Genomic DNA, 22,100 nt, shown 5'->3' with positions numbered 1-22,100 from the left:
GATTTTCTATCCCGGCTGGCCGTCGGCGCGGGGGGCGGTCAGCCACCGGGCGAAGCGCCAGCCCCAGAAGAGGAACGCCGCCGCCCACAGCACGGCGGGAACCGTCACTCCCCACGTCGCCATGGCCTGCGGCGCCAGATGCGGCACGCCGACCCGCAGCGCCGCCGCCAGGCCGACCAGGGCGGGGGCCACCCATGTCGCGCCGGGCAGCGGGAACGCCCGCCCGGTGTGGCGAAGCGTGACGATGGACATCACCGCCAGCACGGTGAACGCCGCCGCCCCCAGTCCCAGGGCGTGCCGCATGGCGGTCACGTCGAGGGGGGCGCCCAGGACGGCCAGCCCGACGCCGCCCAATCCGACCACCATCCAGGCATGGGCCAGATGGAACAGCAGAACCTGGGGCCGCAGCATCGACCGGCCGATATGCATTTCGGTCATGCGGTCGGCCTGGGCGCAGGCGGCGGCCAGGGCGATCCAGCCGGTGACCGGGCCGTGCGGCTGAATCAGCTCGGCGATGGCGAGCAGGCCGAGGGTGACGCTGGCCAGATGGCGGCGGCCGGGCGCCAGCCGGACCATGACGGCGGCGCCCGTCTCCGTCAGTGCCGACCGCAGGGTGACCGGCAAGATCCGGCCGCTGGCGATGGCGATCATCATCAGGAACAGGTCCAGGCCGGCGTACAGAAGCCGCTCGGGGGGCAGGTCGATCAGTCCCAGCCGTCCCAGGTGGAAGGCGGCATTGGCCCCGGCCAGGAGTGCCAGGGCGGCGGGCAGCTCCCACGGCTTGCGTTCCGCCCCCAGCAGGGCGGGAAGGGTGGTGGCCAGCAGGGCGGGAAGGAACATCGCGTCCAGGCCGGCGACCAGCCAGGACGGCAGCGCGCCGTCCAGCCAGAATCCCAGGCGTCCGGCCAGCCACAGCGCCACCAAGGCCTTCAGGGGAGTCCCGGTCACCGGCCGGGTGTTGGTCCAGCTGGGCAGGGCGGTCAGCAGGAATCCGGCCAGCGCCGCCGACAGAAAGCCGAACACCTGTTCGTGGCCGTGCCAGAGGCCGGCGGGCATGCCGCCGCCGCTTCCTCCCAGTCCCAGCCACAGGACCGGCAGGGGCAGGACGGCGGCGATGGCGCCCACGGGCAGGATCAGGAAGAAGGGACGAAAGCCATAGGCCCAGAGTGTCATCATGTCTCCATCGCCAGCGCCTGGGCGGTGGCCGGGTCGGCCAGCAGGCGGTTGACCATGCAATGAACGAAGCCGTCGTCGCGGGCGGCGAAGGGCTCGGCGAGGGTGTGGCTGGCCGCCAGCCGGCCGGGCGAGGGCGACAGCACCAGGATGTGGTCGGCCAGCCGCACCGCTTCCGCCAGATCATGGGTGACCAACAGGGCGGTCAGGTCGCGTTCGGCGATCAGGCGGCGAAGCAGGGATTGCATCTGACGGCGCAATCCGACGTCGAGGGCGCTGAACGGCTCGTCCAGCAGCAGCAGGTCGGGCTCCACCGCCAGGGCGCGGGCCAGGGCGACACGCTGGCGCATGCCGCCGGACAGTTCGTGGGGGAATTTTCCGTGGTCCTCGGGCGCCAGTCCCACCGCCTCCATCAGCCGTTCGGCGCGGCTCCGCCGGGTCTTGCGGTCCATGTCCGTCGCCTTCAGTCCGAAGGCGACGTTGTCGCGGGCGTCGCGCCAGGGCAGCAGGCAGGGGTCCTGGAAGACGAAGACCGGATGGCGGAAGGCATGGTCTATCCGCCCCGAACCGGGCGCGATCAGGCCGCCGATCATGGACAGAACCGTGGTCTTGCCGCATCCCGACGGACCGATCAGGCAGCCGAGCGAGCCGGCCGGAAGCGAGAACGACAGGTCCTCGACGATGGGCTGCGGGCCGAAGGCGTGGCCGAGCCCCGTGACCTCCAGACCGGCCATCAGAATCCCCCGGCCTGAATGTCGCCGCTGCCCGGCATCTCGCGCCGCCAGACCTGCAAGTGCCGGCGGATGGGTTCCAGCATCAGATATTCCACCGCCAGCAGCAGGCCGACCACCGCCAGCACCCAGGCCATGGCCTTGACGGTGTCCACCTGGACCCGCGCCACCGCCAGCCCGTCGCCGATGCCGCCCGCCCCGCTCAGCAGTTCGGCCATGACGGTGACCTTCCACGACAGCGCCAGGCCGGTGGCCAGGGCGGGAAACAGATAGGACAGCATGTGCGGCAGATAGACGTCGCGGATCAGGGTGGTGGCGGGAACTCGGAACGAACGGGCCATGCGCCGCAGGCTGCCGTCCAGGGTCCGGGCGCCCTGGGCCGCGCCGGCGAAGACGATGGGGGCGGTGGTGATCAGCACGGTGAACGAGACGGCGGCGCCGGTGCCGCCGAACCACAGCAGCGCCAGCACCACCCAGGCGATGGCGGGAATGCCCAGCAGCAGGGTGGCGATGGGTTGCAGCAGCCGGCGCATCATGTCGGACGCGCCGGCCATGCCGCCGAGAATGCCGCCGGCCACGGTGGCGGACAGAAAGCCGCCCAGGGCGTTGCGGCTGGTTTCCAGGATGGCCGGCAGGACCTTGCCGGCCGCGCTCATGTCCCACAGGCTGGCGACGGTGTCCCTGGGCGACGGCAGCACCAGGGTGCCGTAGGCGGCGTGCCCCGCTTCCCACAAGGCGGTGAGCAGGAGCAGGCTGGAGGCCGCCCCCCAGCCCCCCCACATGTAATCCAGCGCCCTGAGGGCACGGCCGCGGCCTTCCTCCATCGGGCTAGACGCCCCAGTAGAAGCGGGAATCGGGCAGCTTGCCGCCCAGGATGTCGGGCGACATTTCCAGCAGGTCGCCGAAGAAGGCTTCCAGTTCCGGACGAGCCTCGGCCGCCGGGACCACTCCCAGGCGGAAATGCGGCAGCGAGCGTTCGATGATCGGCGCCGCCAGATCCAGGTAATCGGACCCCAGGCGGCCGGCGCTGGCCGGGTTGTTGATCACCCAGCGGGCGCTGGCGACGCAGGATTCGTGGATGGCCTTGACCAGATCGGGGCGTTCCCGGGCGAACTCTTCCGAGACACCCAGCCCGGCCTGGGGAATGCGGGCCGGGCGGTTGTTGACCCGGCCGTAGACCTCGGTCAGGTCGATGGCGCGGTGGACGGCGATGCCGGCCTGGAGACCGCGTATCTGGGCCGCCGTCGCCATGGGCTCGGACAGGATGGCGATATCGGCCTTGCCGGCCAGGAACAACTGGGTGGCCTCGGTCGGCGTCGCCACGTACTGTAGGGTGACGTCCTTTTGCGCATTCATGCCGAGGCGGCGTAGAATCTGGCGGAACACCAGGTCGGGGGCGTCGTTGCGGAACGATTGCAAGATGGTGCGGCCGGCCAGATCCTCGATCTTGGCGATGGCGGGATCGCGGCTCATGACGTAGAGCAGCCCCCAGGTCAGGATGTTGACCATCCGCACCTGGGCGCCGCGGTTGAGCAGGTTGGCGCAGGAATAGCTGGGGATGCCGAACACCTTCATCTCGCCGGAAACCACGCCGGCCCGGACCTGATCGGGGGTGCGCCACACCTTCAGCCGGGTCTTGTCCGCATGGGCGGCGAGGGCGTTGGACTCGATCATGTGGGCCAGGATCACCGACGGGGTGGCGGGCATGCCGGAGATGGTCAGGCTGTCCAGGCGGCCGGCGGCGCGTCCGCTCCGGGGCGGGATGGCGGCGGCGGCGGCCAGACCGGCCAGGACGGCGCGGCGGGAAAAGTCAGACATCGGTTTCGGTCCTTTCAATGCGTCAGAAGGTGGCGACGGCGCGGGCGTAGAAGCTGCGGCCGGGGCCGTTGACGGCGGATGGATTGGCGTCGTCGGTGGCGTTGAGGGGGCGGTGCTCGCCGTAAGTCTTGTTGAGGACGTTGTCGACGCCGATGCGCAGGCCGACGGTGTCCATCAACTGCACCCCGCCATAGAGGTCCAGCAGGGCGAAGCCGCCGCGCGAGGCCACGTCGAAGCCGCTGCCGGTCTTGGGATCGGCGTCGACCCTGGTCTGGGAGGCGACGGCGCGCAGCTTGAAGCCGGCGTTCCACGAACCGATCTCGCCCAGGGTGTCCTGGTAATCCACCAGCCAGTTGCCTTCCAGCGGGTCGATGCCGTAAAGCGCCCGGCTGTCCAGCGTGTTCTCGCCCCAGCGGTAGGACACCACCAGACGGGTCGACCAGTGACGGGTCAGGTTCACCGCCAGTTCGGCGTCGGTTCCGGCCATGCGGGCGTCGACATTGCGCCAGATGAAGGCGTTGTCGTTGAGCAGGATTCCGGGCTGGCCATGGGCGCGGTCGCGGCTGATGAAATCCTCGATCTCGTCGACATAGCCGGACACCGATATCCGCCACGACCGGCTGGCCAGGCCGTCGTCGCCACCGGGCCGCTTGCGGCCGTAATCGATCCAGTCCTCGCCCTTGAGGGCGGCGCCGGCCTCCGCCCGGTAATGGACCTCGGGCCTCAGGTTGGGATTGCCGATCTGCCGGGCGGAGGTGCCGGCGGCGGTGGCGTTGTTGGCGGCCGGCAGCGCGAAATACCGCTCCCTGGTGTCGGCGGCGCGCATGATCCGGCCCACCGAGCCGGTCAGCGACAGGCTGTCGCCGAGCATCTTGTGCTCGCCGTCCAGCTTGACGCTGATCAGATGGTCATCGCGGGAAACCGGGGTGTCGGCGCCGTTGTACAGGCGATACAGGGTCCGCGACGTGCTGGTGAAGCCGCTGACGGTGGTGATGGTGTCGGCCTTGGTGGCCTGGGCGGTGACGTAGTCGTAGCGCAGGCCCAGATTGACGTTGGTGGGGGCCGCCGGCTTCCAGGCAAGGTCGAGATTGGCCGAGCTTTCCCACATCTTGACGCCGGGAAACTGAAATCCGGACAGGGTGGAAAGCGAGGTGTTGGGGCCGCCGAACCGGGCGGCGTCGTGCCAGACGTTCTTGGTCGACAGGGTCAGCCGCGACAGCAGGTCGTCGCGCAGGGCGCTTTCACCCTGGATCGAGCCGCCGAACTCGTGACGGGCGGGACGGGCCTCGTTGCGGCTGGTGGCGGCGGTTTCCGGACGGAGATCGAAATTGTTGGCGATTCTTTGCAGGCCGCTGTAACGGAACTCCATCTTCAGGCGGTCGATGCCCGACATGGGTTTCCGGGTCTCGGCCGTCACCACTCCCACCGTCCGTTCGGTCTTGACCGGGTCGGCGCCGTAGCCCTCGGTCACGGCGACGCCGCCCTGGATGGTGCTGGCCGCCAGCGGCAGCTTGTGGTCGTCGATCTGGTCGTGCAGCAGCATCATGCGCAGCGATGCGTCCGGAGAAGGGCGGTAGGCCAGCATGAGCTGTTCGGTATGGCGGTCGTAGCCGGTGCGGACCTTGTCGCCGTTGCCGTCCTCGAACGATCGCGCCCGGTCCATGTTGCCGATCGCCCGCACCATGCCCAGGGGATGGTTGACGGTCGCCTGGATGAAATGCTCCATGGCGGTTCCGGCGTTGCCGTACCCGGTTCCCAGCTTGACCGGGGCCGCCGAATCCATCACCGAGGTCAGCACGCCCATTCCCGGATGCACCTTGTCGCGGCGATAGGGCATTTCGGTCGGCGCCCATCCCAGATCCCACATGGGCAGGACCGGGAACGGTCCCGGCGCCGCGTGCTGGACCAGTTCCGGCACGATTGCGGCGGCGGGAAGGGTCGGTCCGGCGGAAGCGGCCTGCTGGGCCGATGCGGACGAGGAAAAGGCGATGGCGGCGGTCAGGATGGCGGCGGAACGGGGACGGGACATGGAAGGTTCCCTTGTGCGAATGAGAGGCGTTGGCGACAAATACAGACGCAATTAAGACTCATTCGCATTGACGTTGGTCAATCGACCCGTGATGCCCCATCGGGGACGGTTCCATTCATCCCTTCGGCAGGCCGACGGTCACCCTGAGGCCGCCCTCGGGGCGGTTGGCGAGGCGGATGTCGCCGCCGTGGGCGCGGATGGCGGCGCGGGCGACGGCGAGGCCGAGACCGGAGCCGCCGGTATCCCTGGAGCGTGAAGCCTCCAGCCGCACGAAGGGGGCGAACACCCGTTCGAAATCGCCTTCTGGAATGCCGGGGCCATCGTCGTCGACGGTCAGTTCAACCTCGGCATCGCCCTCGGCCAGCGTCAGGCGGGCGCCGCCGCCATACTTCACGGCGTTGTCCACCAGATTGGCGATGGCCCGCTTCAAGGCCGCCGGCCGGGCCTCGACCACCAGGCTTTGCGGTCCGGAATAGGCGCAATCGGTTCCCAGATCCTCCAGGTCCTCCACCATCCCCTGCACCATGGCGGCGAGATCCATGCGCAGGCGTGGTTCGCTGGTGGCGTCGTCGCGGGCGAAGGCCAGGGTGGCGCTGATCATCGCCTCCATCTCGTTCAGGTCGGCCAGCATCTTGGCCCGCTGCTCGTCGTCGTCGACGAATTCGGCGCGCAGCCTGAGCCGGGTGATCGGGGTCTTGAGGTCGTGGCTGATGGCCGCCAGCATCTGGGTGCGGTCCTGGACGAAGCGGGCGACGCGGCTCTGCATGATGTTGAAGGCCTGGGCGGCCTGGCGCACCTCGCGCGGGCCGTGTTCCTCCATGGGCGGGGCGGTGACGTCGACCCCCAGGCGCTCGGCGGCGGCGGCGAAGCGGGCGAAGGGCGAGGTCGCCATGCGCACCGCCAGCAGCGCCACGGTGGTGACCAGCACCAGCGCCAGCAGCAGCGGCAGCACGAAGCGGGGGCGCCACAGGGAATCGCCGTGGTCGAACGGGGCCAGCACGTTCAGCCAGCTGCCATCCGCCAGCCGCACCGAAATGCGCAGCGCCGGCGGGGCGATATGGCCGGGGCCGCCGCCGTGGGAATGCATGCCGCCGCGCCCGCTGAGCCCGGTGGCGGGTCCGCCCAGCGGGCCGGGGCGGGTGGAGATCAGCACCTGGCGACCTTCCAGGCCCTTTTCCAGCACGTCGCGGACATAGCCGGCCAGACCGAAGGTCTCGTTCTCGGTCACCACCGGGGCGATTCCCCAGCCCACCCGGAACCGGGGGGTGTCGAGGTTGCGCAAGGTGGCCTGACGGAGTTCCGGCGGGATCTGCTCGCTGATAGTGACGAAGCCGCCCACCCGTTCGGCGGCGTTGCGGCCGCCGATGGCGGTCAGCGCCTCCTGGCGCTGGGCCGAGAACAGCGCCACCGCCGCCAGGGCCGACAGCAGCAGGGCCGCCACCAGCACCAGGGCGGTGCGGCCCAGCACGCTGTCGGGAAGCAGGCGGGGCTTCATGCCTTCTCCACTTCGGCGGTGAACAGGTAGCCGCCGCCCCTGACCGTCTTGATCAGTTGCGGGTCCTTGGCGTCGTCGCCCAGGCGGCGGCGCAGGCGGCTGACCTGGATGTCGATGGAACGGTCGAACGGTACCGCCGTCCGCCCCCGGGCGAAGTCCAGCAGCTGGTCGCGCGACAGCACCCGGCGGGGGTGCTCGACGAAGACCTGGAGCAGGCTGAATTCGCCGGCCGACAGCGCCACCATGATTCCATCGGGCGAGGTGAGGTCGCGGGTGGCGAGATCGAGGCTCCAACCTTGAAAGCGCAGCCGGGCGCCGTGGGGCAGGGCCGGGCCATCGGCGGCGGACTGCACCCGGCGCAGCACCGCCTTGATGCGGGCCAGCAATTCGCGCGGATTGAACGGCTTGGGGACATAGTCGTCGGCGCCCATTTCCAGCCCGACGATGCGGTCGGTGTCCTCGCCCATGGCGGTCAGCATGACGATGGGAAGGCTTGATCGGGCCTCGCGCAGCCGCCGGGTCAGGCTGAGGCCGTCCTCGCCCGGCAGCATCAGGTCCAGCACCACCAGGTCGACGCGGCGTTCGTCCAGCAGCCTCATCATCTCGGCCCCGTCCCTGGCGGTGGTGACGCGCAGGCCGTGGCGGGCCAGGAAGCGGGCCAGCAGGTCGCGGATTTCGCGGTCGTCGTCGACCACCAGGATGTGGGCTTGAGTGTCCATGTTTCCGTTATAGCGCGGCGGCGCCCAGGAATCGGCGTTGTTTCGGTAACCGATGGTAACAGCGGTAGGGCTGGTGTGCGGGCGCGAAACGCTGTAGATATTTCAGCCCCCGCAGGAACCAGAGTATCAAGACCGTGCGAGCTGAAGACAAACTGGTGATCGCCCTGCCCAAGGGCCGCATCCTGGACGAAGCCATGCCGCTGGTGAACGCCGCCGGCATCATTCCCGAACCGGCCTTCGACGATCCGAAAAGCCGCCTGTTGCGCTTTGGCACCAACCATCCCCATATCGACATCATCCGGGTGCGTTCGTTCGACGTGGCCACCTTCGTCGCCTTCGGCGCCGCCCATCTCGGTATCGCGGGCAACGACGTGCTGATGGAATTCGACTATCCCGAACTTTACGCGCCGCTGGACCTCGGCATCGGCAAGTGCCGCCTGTCGGTGGCCGAGCCCGAATCCGTCGCCGCCGACGACGATCCCAGGCGGTGGAGCCACATCCGCATCGCCACCAAGTATCCCGAGGTGACCCGGCGCCACTTCGCCGCCCGCGGGGTCCAGGCCGAGTGCGTCAAGCTCAACGGCGCCATGGAACTGGCGCCGTCGCTGGGCCTGTGCACCCGCATCGTCGATCTGGTGTCGTCGGGGGCCACCCTGCTGGCCAACGGCCTGAAGGAGGTTGAGGTGATCGCCGAGGTGACCTCGCGTCTCATCGTCAACCGCGCCGCGCTCAAGACCCGCCCCGACGAGATGACCGGCTGGATCGAGGCCTTCCGCAAGGCGTGCGGCGCATGAGGGAGCTTCTCCACACCGATTCCGGCTTCGAGGCCGCCTTCGCCGCCCTCATCGACATGAAGCGGGAAAACGACGAGGACGTGGATTCCCTGGTCGCCGCCATCCTGGCCGACGTGAGAAAGCGCGGCGACGCCGCCCTGCTCGGCTATACCGCCCGTTTCGACCGGGTGGAACTGACGCCGGAGACGTTGCGATTCACCGCCGCCGAAATCGACGAGGCCGCCGCATCCTGCGATTCCGGCCTGATCAAGGCGCTCCATCTGGCCGCCAGGCGCATCCACGCCTTTCACGCCAGGCAACTGCCCAAGGACTACGCCTTCACCGACAAGGCCGGTGTCAGGCTGGGGCTGCGCTGGACGCCGGTCCAGGCCGCCGGCCTCTATGTTCCGGGCGGCACCGCCGCCTATCCCTCGTCGGTGCTGATGAACGCCATTCCCGCCAAGGCGGCGGGGGTCGGGCGTCTGGTGATGGTGGTTCCCACTCCCGGCGGGAGGCTCAATCCGCTGGTGCTGGCCGCCGCCCGCATCGCCGGCATCGACGAGATCTACCGGGTCGGCGGCGCCCAGGCTATCGGCGCCCTGGCCTACGGAACCGAGACCATCCGCCCGGTCGACAAGATCGTCGGCCCCGGCAACGCCTATGTCGCCGCCGCCAAGCGCCGGGTGTTCGGCACCGTCGGCATCGACATGATCGCCGGCCCGTCGGAAATCCTGGTGGTGGCCGATGGCGCCAACGATCCCGGCTGGATCGCCGCCGACCTGCTGAGCCAGGCCGAACACGACGCCGCCGCCCAAAGCATCCTGATCACCGACGACCGCGAATTCGGCCGCCGGGTGGCCGAGGCGGTGGAGTCCCATCTGGCGACCCTGCCGCGTGCCGCCATCGCGCGGGACAGCTGGACCCGGCACGGCGCCGTCATCGTGGTGCCGGACCTGGAGGCGGCGATTCCGCTGGTCGACCGCATCGCGCCCGAGCACCTGGAACTGGCGGTGGCCGACCCCGATTCCCTGGCCGCCCGCATCCGCAACGCCGGCGCCATCTTCCTGGGGCGCTACACCCCGGAGGCCATCGGCGATTACGTCGGCGGCCCCAATCACGTCCTGCCCACCGCCCGCTCCGCCCGTTTCTCGTCCGGGCTGGGGGTGATCGACTTCATGAAGCGCACGACCCTGTTGGGCTGCGATTCCGACTCGCTGCGGGCGATCGGCCCGGCGGCGGTGACCCTGGCCGAGGCGGAAGGGTTGGGCGCCCACGGATTGTCGGTGTCGCTGCGTCTCAATCTCGGGGAGGCCTGATGCCGCACCGGCAGAAGCTGATCCATATCCAGCTCGACGAGAAGACCATGGTGCGGCGCGCCGCCGAGGTCGAGCACGAACGCGCCGTGGCCATCTACGATCTGCTGGAAGAGAACTACTTCGCGGTGAACGGCGATTTCATCGGCCCCTACAATCTGCACATCCGGCTGGAAGACAACCGGCTGATCTTCGACGTCCGCTCCGAGGACGGCGGGCCGCTGACCGAGGTGCCGCTGCCGCTGAAGACCTTCCAGTCGGTGGTGAAGGACTATTTCCTGGTCTGCGAAAGCTATTACGCCGCCATCAAGAAATCGACCCCGGCCCAGATCGAGGCCATCGACATGGGGCGGCGGGGGCTGCACAACGAAGGGTCCGAACTGCTTCAGGAGCGGCTGAAGGGGCGGGTCGACATCGATTTCGACACGGCGCGGCGCCTGTTCACCCTTGTCTGCGTGCTGCACATCAGGGGGTAGGCTTGGAGGACTTGCCGTCGGCCGTCCTGTTCTGCTGCACCATGAACGCGGTGCGCTCGCCCATGGCGGAAGGCATCATGAAGCGCTACCACGGCAAGCGCATCTACGTGTATTCTGTCGGCGTGCGGCGGGGGGAGGCCGACCCGTTCATCGTTCAGGTGATGGACGAGATCGGCGTGGATGTCTCGAAGCATCGGCCGCGCACCTTCGACGACCTGGAAGACACCAGCTTCGACGTGGTGGTGTCGCTGTCGCCCGAGGCGCAGCACAAGGCGGTGGACCTGACCCGGCATTTCGCCTGCGAGGTGGAGTACTGGCCCACCTTCGATCCGACCCTGGTGGAGGGAAGCCGGGAAATCATGCTGGACGCCTATCGCAAGGTCCGGGACGAATTGGAGCGCCATATCCTGAAGCGTTTTCCCCTTCCGGGCATGGCGAGGGAGTAATCCAGTTGTTGCGGCGCGAAAACGCTTGACCAAACAGCGCACAGCGCTCACTTATCTTTCCGCGCGGAAGAAGCCCGGAATGGAGGACCAATGGCGAAAGAGGATGTAATCGAGTTTTCTGGCACGGTGACCGAACTGCTTCCCAATGCCATGTTCCGGGTCAAGCTCGACAACGAACACGAAATCCTTGCCCATACGTCGGGCAAGATGCGCAAGAATCGCATCCGCGTCCTCGCCGGTGATCGGGTCAACGTGGAAATGACGCCCTATGACCTGACCAAGGGCCGCATCACCTTCCGCTACAAGTAGGATGATGAGCGGGACCGTCGCGGGTCCGGCGCTGGTTCTGGCGTCGGCTTCGCCCCGACGCCTGGACCTGCTCGGCCAGATCGGCATCGTTCCGGGACGGGTCGATCCCGCCCATGTGGACGAAACCCCCGCCAAGGGCGAGTTGCCCGCCCCCCATGCCCGCCGGCTGGCCGAAGCCAAGGCGGCCACCGTGGCGTCGCGTCATCCCGGCTGCTTCGTTCTTGCCGCCGATACCGTGGTGGCGTGCGGCCGGCGCATCCTGCCCAAGGCCGAGGATGCCGCCACCGCCCGCCAATGCCTGGACCTGCTGTCCGGCCGGCGCCACCGCGTCCACGGCGGCGTCTGCGTGCTGGCTCCGGACGGCCGGCGCAGCCTGCGTCTGGTCACCACCGTCGTGACCTTCAAGCGGCTGTCCCCGGGCGAGATCGAGGCCTATGTCGCCTCGGGCGAATGGGACGGCAAGGCCGGCGGCTACGCCATCCAGGGGCTGGCCGCCCGCTTCGTGCGCGACGTGTCCGGATCGTATTCCAACATCGTCGGCCTGCCCCTGTTCGAGACCGCCGCCATGCTGGACGGTTTGGGCTACGCATGAAAAAGCCTTCCCAGCCGTGGCCGGGAAGGCTTCATCGGGACGACGGCTCCTTGTGCCGTCAGACCTGTTCCACCGCCGACAGCAGCCACTTCCCGCCGCTGGACGACCGGACGAAGGTCCAGGCCTCGGTGTGCTGCACCGGCGTGTCCGGGCTGCCGCTGGCCACGGCGCCGGTATCTGCCCGCACCATGTAGTCGACGCACTCGAAGGTGATCATGGCGGTCAGGTAGTCGAAGCCGTTTTCGCTCCAACTCTCGCTGACGTCTCCCTTCAGCAGTTCGACGTTCTCGACCTTGTTCACCAAGCCTTCGCTGGTGTTGCGCGACAGGTCCTCGGACAGGAACATCACCACTTCCGGGGTGGCCCAGCGGCGCAGTCCGGCAAGGTCGCCGTCGCTCCACGCCTTCTGGACGCCAAGCAGGATGTCGGTGAAGGCCTGCTGGTCATCGCCCGAGGCGTCGAATTCGCGTTCGACCCGGGGGGCCGCCGGGGCCGCCGTCATCGCCCCCTGGCGCGCCATCACCGGTTCCGCATGCTGGCCGGGCATGGCGGCGCGGGCATAGGGATTGGCGGTTCCCGCCGGCGTGGCCCGGCGGCGGAACATCCGCACCGCCAGCCAGACAAGGCCGCCGATCAGCGCCAGTTGCAGCAGCATGCCCAGCATGCTGGCGCCGGGCGAGGCGTCGCTGGCCGCCGCCATGGCGGGCGAGTTGCCGAACAGCATCCCGCCGATGCCGGCGCCGATCATGCCGCCGGCGAGGCCGGCCATGAAGGGATTGCGCTGGAAGAAGCCGGGGGACTGCGCCGCCATGCCGGCGGCCGGGGCCATGGCGCCGGGGCGGGCCACGCCGGCGGGGGCCAGCGGGGCGGAATCGACGGCGCCGGGGCGGGGGGCGGCCTGGGGCGCCGGGGGCACGCCGCCCGGCGCGGCCTGGCTTGTCGGCGGCGTCAGCGAACGCTGCATGGGCGCGTCATAGGTCCGCGATCCCTTGGAGCCGAAGCCGCCGGATTTGCCGGCCCTGGCCAGCGCGTCGGCGGCTCCGGCCAGCGACAGGGTCAGGGCGACGAGTGTGGTGAGGATGATCCGCTTCATGTCGGTCCTTGCGCGGGAGAAATCTCGATGAGCTAAGGTATAGGTCGGTCTCGGCGAAATGCAAATGCGCCACCGAAATTCAGGTGGTTCCGACATCTCCTCGACAAGGTCGCGCTTCTGGCCGACACTGGTGCCTCTGTCAACCAAGGGTAAGGGGACGTCCATGCGCAAGCTGCTTATCATCGGTGGCGCCGTCGTGGCGGTGGTCATCGGCGCGGCGGTGTTTCTGTTCTCGTCGTTGGACGGCATCGTCAAGACCATCATCGAGGAGGTCGGCACCCAGGTCGCCGGAGTCAAGGTCTCGGTGGACGGGGTCAAGATCTCGCTGTCCGACGGCAAGGCCTCGATTTCCGGCCTGTCGGTCGCCAATCCCCCCGGCTTTTCGTCCGATCCCGCCTTTCGGCTGGGCGAGATCAGCGTGGCCCTGGATACCGGTTCCCTCGGCAAGAATCCCATCGTGGTCAAGGAGGTGCTGGTGGGCGCCCCGGCGGTGGCCTACGAGATCGCCTCGGGCGGCAGCAACCTCGACGCCATCCAGAAGAACGTCAAGGCCTTCACCGCCAAGCAGGGCGGCGGCAAGGACGCGGCCAAGGCCGAACCGGCCAAGGGCGAGGACAAGAAGGTGGTGATCGACCGCCTCGCCATCACCGGCGGCCAGGTCAAGCTGGCGGCCGGCGGCATTCCCGGCGCCAACACCACCGCCAAGCTGGGCGACATCGTGCTGACCGGAATCGGCAAGGATTCGGGTGGCGCCAGCGCCGCCCAGGTGGCGCAGCGGGTGCTGGATTCCCTGGTGGCCGGCGCCATCAAGTCGGCGTCCAGCTTCGGCAACCTGCTGGGCAATGTCGGCGACAAGGCCAAGTCCCTGGTTCCCGCCGATGCCGGCGGTGCCGTCAAGGGGCTGTTGGGGAAATAGTCAGCCCATCCGCCAGGGCGACCGGGCCGGGAGCGATTCCGGCCCGGGCCAAGGCGTCGGCCAGCCCGGCCTGGGCATGGGCCCAGGTGCCGTGCTGGGCCGCCAGGACGGGGATACGGCCGGTCTCGCCCAGGAACGAGTTGTGGCAGACCGTCGCGTCGGCCGAGTTGAAGGCGCGGCAGGCCATGGGGCGCGCGGCGTGGACCAGGCAGCGGTCGGTCTCGTCCAGCAGCGGACAGCGGATGTGGGCGGCCCAGTATCGGCCGGGATCGAGCCCCCGCCCCCGGACGGCCGCTTCGGCGGCGCTGGCGCGGACCTCGGCGCGGCGTTCGGGCGGCAGTCCGGCCACCGCCTCAACGATCAGGGCCAGTTCGGCCGAGGTGACCGCCACCTGCTGGTAGCAGCACCATGCGCAACCGGCCTTGCAGGCCATGCGGGCCAGATGGCCGTCCAGATTCAGGGTGTGGCGGATCAGGTCGAAGAAGGAATCGGTGGCGGCGACGGCGGCGCGGGCGGCGGCGGCCTGACCGCCTTCGCGGGCGAGGGCGGCTCCGGCCGCCTGATCGGCCCGCCGCCGGGCCTCGCCATAGCCCGGAGCCGACGACATCTCAGTCGATGATGGCGGCGGGAGGGGCGGGATCGACCGGCTCGGACGGAATCAGGCGCAGCCGGCGGCCATCGGTGCAAAACCCCAGTCCCAGATGGCCGTGCTTCAGTTTCAGCGCATCCTCGCCGAACAGTTCGCGGCGCCAGCCGTGCAGGGCGGGAACGTCGGCGGCGTCATCGGCGGCGATGGCGTCGATATCGGCGGAATTGGCCACCAGTTTGCTGGCGACGCCGTGTTCGTCGCATTTCATCTTGAGGAGGACCTTCAGCAGTTCCACCACCGGCCCCAGGCCCTTTGGCACCTCGACCCGGTCGGGCGGGACGGGGCAACGGTCCTCGGGCGTGTCGAGGCCGCGGCGAACCGCTTCCAGGATGGCCAGGCCCATCTTGCCCTCCACCAGCCCCTTGCCGATGCCCCGCGTGCGTCCCAGTTCATTGACGTCGGTGGGGTGATGGGCGGCGATCTCGGTCAGGGTCTCGTCGCGCAGCACCCGCTGGCGCGGCAGGTCGCGCTCTTGCGCCTCGCGCTCGCGCCAGGCCGCCAGCTCCTTCAGAACCGCCAGGAAGCGGGGCGAGGTGGAACGCGGCTTGAGCCGGCGCCATGCGTTGTCGGGATCGACGCGATAGGTGGCGGGATCGGCCAGCAGCGCCATCTCCTCGGTCAGCCAGTCCAGGCGCCCGTTCTTCTCCAGCTTGCGCACCAGCTTCTCGTAGGCGACGCGCAGATGGGTGACGTCGGCCAGGGCGTACTGGATCTGCTTTTCCGACAGGGGGCGGATGGACCAGTCGGTGAAGCGCATGGTCTTGTCGATGCGGGCCTTGGCCAATTGCGAGGCCAGGGTCTCGTAGCCGACCGAATCGCCGAAGCCGCACACCATGGCGGCGACCTGGGTGTCAAACAGCGGCGTCGGGACGGCGCCGCCCTGATGCAGGAAGATTTCCACATCCTGGCGAGCGGCGTGGAAGACCTTCAGCACGCTGGCGTCGGCCATCAGCCGGTATAGCGGGGCGAGGTCGATGCCGGGGGCCAGGGGGTCGATGGCGCGGGCCTCGTCGGGGCCGCCCAGCTGTACCAGACAGAGGATGGGCCAGTACGTCTTTTCCCGCATGAACTCGGTGTCGACGGTGATGTAGCTGGCGGATTTCAGCCTCTGACAGAAGGCATCGAGCGAGGCGGTATCGGAGATCATAGGCATGGAGAATTGATACACTCTGGCCGCGGAGCCGGCAAGGGGGCAGACGGGAATCGTGTCGGTCTGGATTTGCCCCGATCACCGTTCGGGGGCATACTGGAACGAGGATCGGGACCGCGGGGTAGTCCCGGCAGGCTGGGAAGGACATCCGCATGACCCAGAAGGTAGCCCTATTTCTTGCCCATGCCATGGCCATGGAACAGGAGGCGGCGGACCGCTACGACGAACTCGCCGACACCATGGAGGTTCACAACAACCGCGAGGTGGCCGAACTGTTCCGGCAGATGGCCAAGTATTCGCGCCTGCACGGCGCGTCGGTGGCGCAGCGGGCCTCGTCCCACGACCTGCCCCGCCTCAAGTCCTGGCAATACCGCTGGAACATGGCCGAACCGCCGGAGGTGGGCGAGGTCGAAGGCGGCCATTATCTGATGACCCCCTATCACGCCCTGGTCTTCGCCCTGGAGAACGAGAAGCGCGGCCATCAGTACTACGCCTTGCAGGCCACCGACAACGACGACGCCGAGGTGCGCGCCATGGCGGCGGAGATGGCCGACGAGGAAGCCGAGCACGTCGCCGAACTGGAAGCCTGGATCGCCCGGACGCCCAAGCCCGCCGCCGACTGGGCCGACGATCCCGACGACGCGGTGGTGGTCGACTGAGGCGGAGCCCCTCCTCCGGCCCCGGCCGGGGGAGGGACGCGCCGGTTGACCGGCGTCAATCCATGGCGGCGCCCCGGCGTTTCATACTGCTCTTCGCTTAACGGAGAGCCATGCCATGTCCGAGAATCCGCGCCTGGACGCCGAGGGCTATCTGATCGATTCCTCCGAGTGGAGCGAGGCCGTCGCCGAGGAACTGGCCCGGCGGGAAGGCATCGCGCTGGGCGAGGAACACTGGAGCGCCATCCGCTTCATGCGGTCCTGGCTGGAGGAACGCCAGGTCGCCCCCGACGTGCGCCACGTCATCCGGCATCTGGGCGAAACCCACGGGGCCGGCCGCAACCGGGTGTTCGAGCTGTTTCCCTACGGCTATGTGCAGCAGGCCTGCAAGATCGCGGGCATGCGTCGTCCGCGCGCGTGGAGCACCGGCTGAGCGAAACTCGGCCGCCCGCCCCCTTGACCGGCTCCGGCCCCGCCGCTAGGGTTGCGGCCAATTTGTTGCATCCCTTTGAAATGGCGGATTCCCATGGGCATTAGCGGCGCGAGGAAGCCCAGCTTCCAAAGCCTGATCCTGACCTTGCAGGCCTTCTGGGCCGAGCAGGGCTGCGTCATCCTCCAGCCCTACGACATGGAGGTGGGCGCCGGCACCTTCCACCCCGCCACCACCTTGCGGGCGCTGGGGCCGGAGCCGTGGAAATGCGCCTATGTCCAGCCGTCCCGCCGGCCCAAGGACGGCCGCTACGGCGAGAATCCCAACCGCCTCCAGCATTACTACCAGTATCAGGTGCTGCTGAAGCCCAGCCCGCAGAACGCCCAGGACCTTTATCTGGAATCCTTGCGCCGGCTCGGCGTCGATCCCATGGCCCACGACATCCGCTTCGTCGAGGACGATTGGGAAAGCCCGACGCTGGGCGCCTGGGGCCTGGGCTGGGAGGTGTGGTGCGACGGTATGGAGGTGACCCAGTTCACCTATTTCCAGCAGGTCGGCGGCATCGAATGCGATCCGGTGGCGGTGGAACTGACCTACGGCCTGGAACGCCTCGCCATGTACATCCAGGGCGTCGAGAACGTCTATGACCTCGACTTCAACGGCGACGGCGTCAGCTATGGCGACGTCTTCCTTCAGGCCGAGAAGGAATATTCCGCCCACAATTTCGAGCACGCCAACACCGACATGCTGCTGCAACATTTCCTCGACGCCGAGACGGAATGCCAGAGCCTGCTGGAAAAGGGCGTCACCCTGCCGGCCTACGACCAGTGCATCAAGGCCAGCCACCGCTTCAACCTGCTTGACGCCAGGGGCGTCATCTCGGTCACCGAGCGCCAGGCCTATATCGGCCGCGTCCGCGCCCTGGCCAAGGCCTGCTGCGAAGGCTGGCTGGCCAGCAGGAAGGGAATCTGACCATGGCCGAGTTTCTGCTTGAAATCCTGTCCGAGGAAATCCCCGCCCGCATGCAGGCCGGCGCCGCCGACGCCCTGCGCAAGCTGGTCACCGAATCCCTGGGCAAGAACGGCATCGTCTTCGAGGCGGCGCGGGCCTATGTGACGCCGCGCCGGCTGGTGCTGGTGATCGAGGGCCTGCCCCTGGCCGGCCCCGACGTGTCCGAGGAAAAGCGCGGCCCCCGAATCGGCTCGCCGGCCCAGGCCATGGACGGCTTCCTGAAATCCACCGGCATGAGCGTCGAGCAACTGGAGCAACGCGACACCGGCAAGGGCGTGTTCTATTTCGCGGTGATCAACCGCAAGGGCCGCCCCACCGCCGAGGTGCTGAAGGAAGCCGTCGAAGACGCCATGGCCGGCTTCCCCTGGCCGAAATCCATGCGCTGGGGCAGTAATTCGGTTCGCTGGGTGCGCCCGGTCCAGTCCATCGTCTGCCTGTTCGACGGCCAGGTGGTGCCGGCGTCGTTCGGGCCGGTCACGGCGGGCAATCTCACCTCCGGCCACCGCTTCCTCGCCCCGGAGACCTTCCGGGTCAAGGATTTCGCCGATTATCTCAACAAGCTGCGCCACGCCAAGGTGATGCTGGACCCGGTGGAGCGCCGCCATGCCATCCTGTCGGGGGCCGAGGCCCTGGCGGCGGCCGAGGGCCTGACCCTGAAGGCCGATGACGGCCTGCTGGCCGAGGTCACCGGGCTGGTGGAATGGCCGGTGCCGCTGACCGGCTCCATCGACGAATCCTTCATGGACGTGCCGGCCGAGGTGCTGATCACCTCCATGCGTTCGCACCAGAAATACTTTTCGCTGCTGAAGGCCGACGGCTCGCTGGCGCCCCGCTTCGTCGTGGTGTCCAACATGGAGGCCGCCGACGGCGGCAAGGCCGTCGTTTCCGGAAACCAGCGCGTGCTGCGCGCCCGGCTGTCCGACGCCAAGTTCTTCTGGGACACCGACCGCCGGCATTCCCTGCGAAGCCGCCTGCCCAAGCTGGAGGAACGGCTGTTCTACGCACGCCTCGGCACCCTGGCCGACAAGGTGGTGCGCATCCAGACCCTGGTGTCCGAACTGCCGTTCCTGTCGCTGGAGCAGAAGGGCGCGGCGCTTGCCGCCGCCACCTTGTGCAAGGCCGACCTGTCGTCCGAGATGGTGGGCGAATTCCCCGAGCTTCAGGGAATCATGGGCCGCTATTACGCCCTGAACGATGGATTGTCGGCCGAGATCGCCGACGCCATCGCCGAGCATTACTCGCCGCTGGGACCCGCCGATTCCTGCCCCACCGCCCCGGTGTCGGTGGCGGTGTCGCTGGCCGACAAGGTCGATTCCCTGGTGGGATTCTTCTCGATCGGCGAAAAGCCCACCGGGTCGAAGGACCCGTTCGCGCTGCGGCGCGCCGCGCTCGGCATCATCCGGCTGATCGTCGAGAACGGGTTGCGGCTGCCGCTGCTGGGCCTGTTCAAGGCGTCGCGCAAGACCTTCGCCGTCGCCCTGGAAACCGATGCCGACGCGGTCGGCGCCGATCTGCTCGACTTCTTCGCCGACCGCCTCAAGGTGGCGCTGAAGGAAAAGGGGGTGCGCCATGACCTGATCGACGCCATCTTCTCGCTGGGCGGCGAGGACGACCTGGTCCGCCTGCTGAAAAGGGTCGACGCCCTGGCCGCCTTCCTGGCCTCGGACGACGGCGCCAACCTGCTGGTGGCCTATCGCCGCGCCGCCAACATCGTGCGCATCGAGGAGAAGAAGGACGCCACCACCTTCGCCGGTCCCGCCGATGCCGCCCTGCTGGCCCTGGCCGAGGAAAAGGCCCTGGCCGACGCCCTGGCCTCGGTCGGCCCATTGGTGGACAAGGCCCTGGACAGCGAGGACTTCGCCGCCGCCATGGCCGCCCTGGCCCGGTTGCGCCGGCCGCTGGACGCCTTCTTCGACAAGGTGACGGTCAACGCCGACGACGCGGCCCTGCGCGTCAACCGTCTGAAGCTGCTGGCCCTGATCGGTTCGGCCATGGGACGCCTCGCCGATTTCTCCAGGGTCGAGGGGTAGGCGGAGCGTTCCCCTCCCTTCTCCATCCGTCCCGGCGTTACAGCCCGCTCGGCAGGGTGACGTGGAAGGTGCTGCCCCGGCCGGGAACCGAGTCCACCCGGATGGTTCCCTGGTGCTGGTCCACCACCTTCTTGCAGATGGCCAGCCCGATGCCGGTGCCTTCGTATTTGTCGGGGGTGTGCAGGCGCTGGAACACCCGGAAGATGGTGTCGAAATAATCCGGCGCGATGCCGATGCCGTTGTCCGCGACGGAAATGGTCAGGTGGTTGTCGTGGGGCCGGGCGGTGATCTCGATGACCGGCGGACGGTCGGAATCGCGATACTTGACGGCGTTGTCCAGCAGGTTCTGGAACAGCCGCACCAGATCGGTGTGATTGCCCCGGATGGCCGGCAGCGAATCGGGCCGCATCACCCGCCCGCCGCATGCGGACAGCGCCGCGCCGATATTGCCGAGGGCCTCGGCCATCACCCGGTTCAGGTCGGCGCGCTCGCCGGGAGCGGCATTGCGGCCGATGCGGGAATATTCCAGCAGATCGACGATCAGGCGGTCCATCCGCACCGCCCCTTGCCGGGCGAAGGCGATGAAGTCGTGGGCGTCCTGGTCCAGGCTGGCCCCATAGCGCCGTTCCAGCAAGGCGACATAGCTCGATATCTGGCGCAGCGGCTGGCGCAGGTCGTGGGAGGCCACATAGGCGAACTGTTCCAGGTCGGCGTTGGACTGGGCCAGATCGCGCAAGGTGGCCTCTTCCTCCTGCACCGCTCCGATCCATCGCGCCAGCAGCCGCATGAACTCGCGGTCGCCGTCGTCGAAATCGCGCCGGTTGGGCTGGGCGGCGCTGAAGCTGACGGTGCCGCGCAAGTCGCCGCGGCAGCGGATGGGGGCGCCGATATAGCTTTCCAGGCCGCGGGCCCGATAGCACGGATGGTCGGCATGGGGCGAGCGCCCCATGTGGGGGATGGCGATCACGTCGTTGGATTCCACCACCAGTTCGCAATAGGTCGAGGCTAGGTCGAAGACCTCTCCGGCCCGGCACGGGCCGTCGCTGGCGTGGTGCTCGATGACGTAGCGCCCACGGTCCACATGACTGACGATGCCCTGGTCGAGGCCGAGATGGCGGCGGGCGAGGTCGAGGGCCAGCGCCATGCGCGGGGCCGGGGCGGAGGTGGGCAGGGCGGCGATCTCGCTCAGGACCCGCAGGTTGTCGTGCTGGCGGCACAGCCGTTCGGTCCGTTCGGCCAGCGTCGCCTCGGCCCGCACCCGCTCGGTGATGTCCTCGTGGACCACCACCGCTTCATGGATGGCGCCGTTGTCGCCCTGGCGGATGGGATAGACATAGCCCCTGACCCACCGGTTTGCCGAAGGGTCGGCTTCCGACGGAATCGCCATGGGGGCGATCTCGACGCCGCGCCCCTTCAACGCCTCGGCAATCCTGGGCTTGAGGCTGGCATGGTCCGGGGCTTCCCATAACCCGTTCCAGGCGGGATTGGCCATGGCGGTTCGCCCGGCCGCGTCGATGATCTCCATCGCCAGCGGGCTTTGTTCGAAGATCGCCCGGAACCGCGCCTCCGAGGCGCGAAGCGCCATTTCGGCGCGCTTGCGGGCGGTGATGTCGAGGGCGGTGGAAAGACAGCGCCAGTCGTCGCCCCAGCCCCGCCTCAGCGCCACGCTTTCCAGGATCACCGGAAACGGTTCCCGCCCCTCGGGCGTGATCCATATCTCGCTGGAGGCGCGGTCGCCGCCGCGAACCAGCCGGAAATGGTGATCGAGGACGGGACGGCTGTCGCGGTCGACGAACAGCAGGAACGGCTTGCCGGCGATGCGCCCCTTGGCGCGGCCCAGCATGCCGAGGCCGGCGATATTGACGTCCACCACGGTGAAGCGGTCGCAGATGATGAAATAGCCGGCGGGCGAGCTTTCGAATAGTTCGTGATACTTGTAGCCGGTGGATTCGAGGATGCCCTGGGTGATCCGCAGATCCTCGTTCTGTGCCCGCAATTCCTCCTGGTGGACCTGAAGGCTGTGCAGCGTCTCCGCCATTCGCCGCTGGATGTCGGACATCTCCGGGTGGGTGGCGCGAAGCCCGCCCAGTTCCGCCTGAAGACCCGCGATCTCGGCCTCCAACTGTGCCTTGGTCTTTCGCGGCCCGGTCATGATTTCATATCCTTGGAATTGATGAAGAATGGGGCGGGCGACGCGGAATATGGATTGGTTCGTCCTGAATGAGCTTTTATCTGGAATTTTTCAACACGCCATATAGCCTACCGGATCGGGGAGGGGACGATGTCGCCAC

The 22,100-nt window shown here is 68.4% G+C and carries 22 protein-coding genes; 11 read left to right on the top strand and 11 right to left on the bottom strand.

What is annotated here, in order from left to right:
• Positions 1-6 precede the first annotated feature (6 nt).
• The 7 genes from MTBSS4_RS05930 to MTBSS4_RS05900 form a co-directional block, all read right to left on the bottom strand.
• On the bottom strand, positions 7-1,176 hold the full coding sequence (locus MTBSS4_RS05930) for an NnrS family protein (RefSeq protein WP_173982477.1): 1,170 nt from the start codon (positions 1,174-1,176) through the stop codon (positions 7-9).
• A complete protein-coding gene (locus MTBSS4_RS05925; protein ID WP_173982476.1) occupies positions 1,173-1,907 on the bottom strand; it encodes an ABC transporter ATP-binding protein in 735 nt (244 codons plus the stop codon). The genes MTBSS4_RS05930 and MTBSS4_RS05925 overlap by 4 nt, the downstream gene beginning before the upstream one ends.
• On the bottom strand, positions 1,907-2,728 hold the full coding sequence (locus MTBSS4_RS05920) for an ABC transporter permease (protein WP_173982475.1): 822 nt from the start codon (positions 2,726-2,728) through the stop codon (positions 1,907-1,909). The genes MTBSS4_RS05925 and MTBSS4_RS05920 overlap by 1 nt, the downstream gene beginning before the upstream one ends.
• 4 nt (positions 2,729-2,732) lie before the next feature.
• Positions 2,733-3,722 carry an ABC transporter substrate-binding protein gene (locus MTBSS4_RS05915; protein ID WP_173982474.1) on the bottom strand — a complete coding sequence of 330 codons (990 nt, stop codon included), beginning with the start codon at positions 3,720-3,722 and terminating at the stop codon, positions 2,733-2,735.
• 22 nt (positions 3,723-3,744) lie between these two features.
• A complete protein-coding gene (locus MTBSS4_RS05910; RefSeq protein ID WP_173982473.1) occupies positions 3,745-5,751 on the bottom strand; it encodes a TonB-dependent receptor in 2,007 nt (668 codons plus the stop codon).
• Positions 5,752-5,866: 115 nt separating this feature from the next.
• Positions 5,867-7,246: an ATP-binding protein gene (locus MTBSS4_RS05905; protein WP_173982472.1), complete on the bottom strand. Its 1,380-nt coding sequence runs from the start codon at positions 7,244-7,246 to the stop codon at positions 5,867-5,869.
• Positions 7,243-7,965: a response regulator gene (locus MTBSS4_RS05900; RefSeq protein ID WP_173982471.1), complete on the bottom strand. Its 723-nt coding sequence runs from the start codon at positions 7,963-7,965 to the stop codon at positions 7,243-7,245. Before MTBSS4_RS05900 ends, MTBSS4_RS05905 begins: the two co-directional genes overlap by 4 nt.
• Positions 7,966-8,159: 194 nt before the next feature.
• On the opposite strand from MTBSS4_RS05900, the gene hisG reads away from it, so the two are divergent.
• The 6 genes from hisG (at position 8,160) to MTBSS4_RS05870 (ending at position 11,874) form a co-directional block, all read left to right on the top strand.
• Complete coding sequence (gene hisG / locus MTBSS4_RS05895; protein ID WP_254432410.1) at positions 8,160-8,759, top strand: ATP phosphoribosyltransferase; 600 nt, start codon at positions 8,160-8,162, stop codon at positions 8,757-8,759.
• Positions 8,756-10,054: a histidinol dehydrogenase gene (gene hisD, locus MTBSS4_RS05890; RefSeq protein WP_173982469.1), complete on the top strand. Its 1,299-nt coding sequence runs from the start codon at positions 8,756-8,758 to the stop codon at positions 10,052-10,054. The genes hisG and hisD overlap by 4 nt, the downstream gene beginning before the upstream one ends.
• A complete protein-coding gene (locus MTBSS4_RS05885) occupies positions 10,054-10,527 on the top strand; it encodes a UPF0262 family protein (protein ID WP_173982468.1) in 474 nt (157 codons plus the stop codon). Before hisD ends, MTBSS4_RS05885 begins: the two co-directional genes overlap by 1 nt.
• 2 nt (positions 10,528-10,529) lie before the next feature.
• Entirely contained in the window at positions 10,530-10,973 is a 444-nt protein-coding gene (locus tag MTBSS4_RS05880) for an arsenate reductase ArsC (protein WP_173982467.1), read from the top strand.
• Between the two features lie 90 nt (positions 10,974-11,063).
• Positions 11,064-11,282 carry a translation initiation factor IF-1 gene (gene infA, locus MTBSS4_RS05875; RefSeq protein ID WP_068495116.1) on the top strand — a complete coding sequence of 73 codons (219 nt, stop codon included), beginning with the start codon at positions 11,064-11,066 and terminating at the stop codon, positions 11,280-11,282.
• A gap of 4 nt (positions 11,283-11,286) precedes the next feature.
• Positions 11,287-11,874, top strand: a complete 588-nt coding sequence (locus MTBSS4_RS05870) for a nucleoside triphosphate pyrophosphatase (protein WP_173982466.1) — start codon at positions 11,287-11,289, stop codon at positions 11,872-11,874.
• Positions 11,875-11,932: 58 nt separating this feature from the next.
• On the opposite strand, the gene MTBSS4_RS05865 is transcribed toward MTBSS4_RS05870, so the two are convergent.
• On the bottom strand, positions 11,933-12,967 hold the full coding sequence (locus tag MTBSS4_RS05865; protein WP_173982465.1) for a TIM44-like domain-containing protein: 1,035 nt from the start codon (positions 12,965-12,967) through the stop codon (positions 11,933-11,935).
• A gap of 163 nt (positions 12,968-13,130) precedes the next feature.
• On the opposite strand from MTBSS4_RS05865, the gene MTBSS4_RS05860 reads away from it, so the two are divergent.
• Complete coding sequence (locus MTBSS4_RS05860; protein WP_173982464.1) at positions 13,131-13,883, top strand: hypothetical protein; 753 nt, start codon at positions 13,131-13,133, stop codon at positions 13,881-13,883.
• Here the strand turns inward: MTBSS4_RS05860 and MTBSS4_RS05855 are convergent.
• Positions 13,861-14,490 (bottom strand): YkgJ family cysteine cluster protein, encoded by a 630-nt coding sequence (locus tag MTBSS4_RS05855; protein WP_173982463.1) that lies wholly within the window; start codon positions 14,488-14,490, stop codon positions 13,861-13,863. The genes MTBSS4_RS05860 and MTBSS4_RS05855 overlap by 23 nt on opposite strands.
• Before the next feature lies 1 nt (position 14,491).
• Positions 14,492-15,685: a ribonuclease D gene (gene rnd, locus MTBSS4_RS05850; protein ID WP_173982462.1), complete on the bottom strand. Its 1,194-nt coding sequence runs from the start codon at positions 15,683-15,685 to the stop codon at positions 14,492-14,494.
• Between the two features lie 149 nt (positions 15,686-15,834).
• Here rnd and MTBSS4_RS05845 point away from each other — a divergent pair, with 149 nt between their 5' ends.
• The 4 genes from MTBSS4_RS05845 (at position 15,835) to glyS (ending at position 19,809) form a co-directional block, all read left to right on the top strand.
• Positions 15,835-16,341, top strand: a complete 507-nt coding sequence (locus MTBSS4_RS05845; protein WP_173982461.1) for a ferritin family protein — start codon at positions 15,835-15,837, stop codon at positions 16,339-16,341.
• A gap of 115 nt (positions 16,342-16,456) precedes the next feature.
• Positions 16,457-16,771, top strand: a complete 315-nt coding sequence (locus MTBSS4_RS05840; protein ID WP_173982460.1) for a TusE/DsrC/DsvC family sulfur relay protein — start codon at positions 16,457-16,459, stop codon at positions 16,769-16,771.
• Between the two features lie 93 nt (positions 16,772-16,864).
• The gene (locus tag MTBSS4_RS05835) at positions 16,865-17,740 is read left to right on the top strand and encodes a glycine--tRNA ligase subunit alpha (RefSeq protein ID WP_173982459.1); all 876 of its coding nucleotides are present in this window, start codon (positions 16,865-16,867) and stop codon (positions 17,738-17,740) included.
• Positions 17,741-17,742: 2 nt separating this feature from the next.
• Entirely contained in the window at positions 17,743-19,809 is a 2,067-nt protein-coding gene (gene glyS, locus MTBSS4_RS05830; protein ID WP_173982458.1) for a glycine--tRNA ligase subunit beta, read from the top strand.
• 37 nt (positions 19,810-19,846) lie between these two features.
• Here glyS and MTBSS4_RS05825 read toward each other — a convergent pair whose 3' ends face one another.
• Complete coding sequence (locus tag MTBSS4_RS05825; protein WP_173982457.1) at positions 19,847-21,961, bottom strand: ATP-binding protein; 2,115 nt, start codon at positions 21,959-21,961, stop codon at positions 19,847-19,849.
• Between the last annotated feature and the right edge of the window lie 139 nt (positions 21,962-22,100).

This window comes from Magnetospirillum sp. SS-4, assembly GCF_902729425.1.
GTDB lineage: Bacteria > Pseudomonadota > Alphaproteobacteria > Rhodospirillales > Magnetospirillaceae > Phaeospirillum.
This window is presented reverse-complemented; position numbering and strand designations above follow the sequence as displayed.

Bases quoted from the DNA above. Each gene is read 5' to 3' on its own strand.
- MTBSS4_RS05840 (WP_173982460.1), top strand. From the start codon at position 16,457: ATGTCCGAGAATCCGCGCCTGGACGCCGAGGGCTATCTGATCGATTCC.
- MTBSS4_RS05825 (WP_173982457.1), bottom strand. From the start codon at position 21,961: ATGACCGGGCCGCGAAAGACCAAGGCACAGTTGGAGGCCGAGATCGCG.
- hisD (WP_173982469.1), top strand. From the start codon at position 8,756: ATGAGGGAGCTTCTCCACACCGATTCCGGCTTCGAGGCCGCCTTCGCC.
- MTBSS4_RS05845 (WP_173982461.1), top strand. From the start codon at position 15,835: ATGACCCAGAAGGTAGCCCTATTTCTTGCCCATGCCATGGCCATGGAA.
- MTBSS4_RS05910 (WP_173982473.1), bottom strand. From the start codon at position 5,751: ATGTCCCGTCCCCGTTCCGCCGCCATCCTGACCGCCGCCATCGCCTTT.
- MTBSS4_RS05905 (WP_173982472.1), bottom strand. From the start codon at position 7,246: ATGAAGCCCCGCCTGCTTCCCGACAGCGTGCTGGGCCGCACCGCCCTG.
- MTBSS4_RS05885 (WP_173982468.1), top strand. From the start codon at position 10,054: ATGCCGCACCGGCAGAAGCTGATCCATATCCAGCTCGACGAGAAGACC.
- MTBSS4_RS05870 (WP_173982466.1), top strand. From the start codon at position 11,287: ATGAGCGGGACCGTCGCGGGTCCGGCGCTGGTTCTGGCGTCGGCTTCG.
- MTBSS4_RS05855 (WP_173982463.1), bottom strand. From the start codon at position 14,490: ATGTCGTCGGCTCCGGGCTATGGCGAGGCCCGGCGGCGGGCCGATCAG.
- rnd (WP_173982462.1), bottom strand. From the start codon at position 15,685: ATGCCTATGATCTCCGATACCGCCTCGCTCGATGCCTTCTGTCAGAGG.
- MTBSS4_RS05860 (WP_173982464.1), top strand. From the start codon at position 13,131: ATGCGCAAGCTGCTTATCATCGGTGGCGCCGTCGTGGCGGTGGTCATC.
- MTBSS4_RS05915 (WP_173982474.1), bottom strand. From the start codon at position 3,722: ATGTCTGACTTTTCCCGCCGCGCCGTCCTGGCCGGTCTGGCCGCCGCC.
- glyS (WP_173982458.1), top strand. From the start codon at position 17,743: ATGGCCGAGTTTCTGCTTGAAATCCTGTCCGAGGAAATCCCCGCCCGC.
- infA (WP_068495116.1), top strand. From the start codon at position 11,064: ATGGCGAAAGAGGATGTAATCGAGTTTTCTGGCACGGTGACCGAACTG.
- MTBSS4_RS05835 (WP_173982459.1), top strand. From the start codon at position 16,865: ATGGGCATTAGCGGCGCGAGGAAGCCCAGCTTCCAAAGCCTGATCCTG.
- MTBSS4_RS05900 (WP_173982471.1), bottom strand. From the start codon at position 7,965: ATGGACACTCAAGCCCACATCCTGGTGGTCGACGACGACCGCGAAATC.
- MTBSS4_RS05925 (WP_173982476.1), bottom strand. From the start codon at position 1,907: ATGGCCGGTCTGGAGGTCACGGGGCTCGGCCACGCCTTCGGCCCGCAG.
- hisG (WP_254432410.1), top strand. From the start codon at position 8,160: ATGCCGCTGGTGAACGCCGCCGGCATCATTCCCGAACCGGCCTTCGAC.
- MTBSS4_RS05865 (WP_173982465.1), bottom strand. From the start codon at position 12,967: ATGAAGCGGATCATCCTCACCACACTCGTCGCCCTGACCCTGTCGCTG.
- MTBSS4_RS05930 (WP_173982477.1), bottom strand. From the start codon at position 1,176: ATGATGACACTCTGGGCCTATGGCTTTCGTCCCTTCTTCCTGATCCTG.
- MTBSS4_RS05920 (WP_173982475.1), bottom strand. From the start codon at position 2,728: ATGGAGGAAGGCCGCGGCCGTGCCCTCAGGGCGCTGGATTACATGTGG.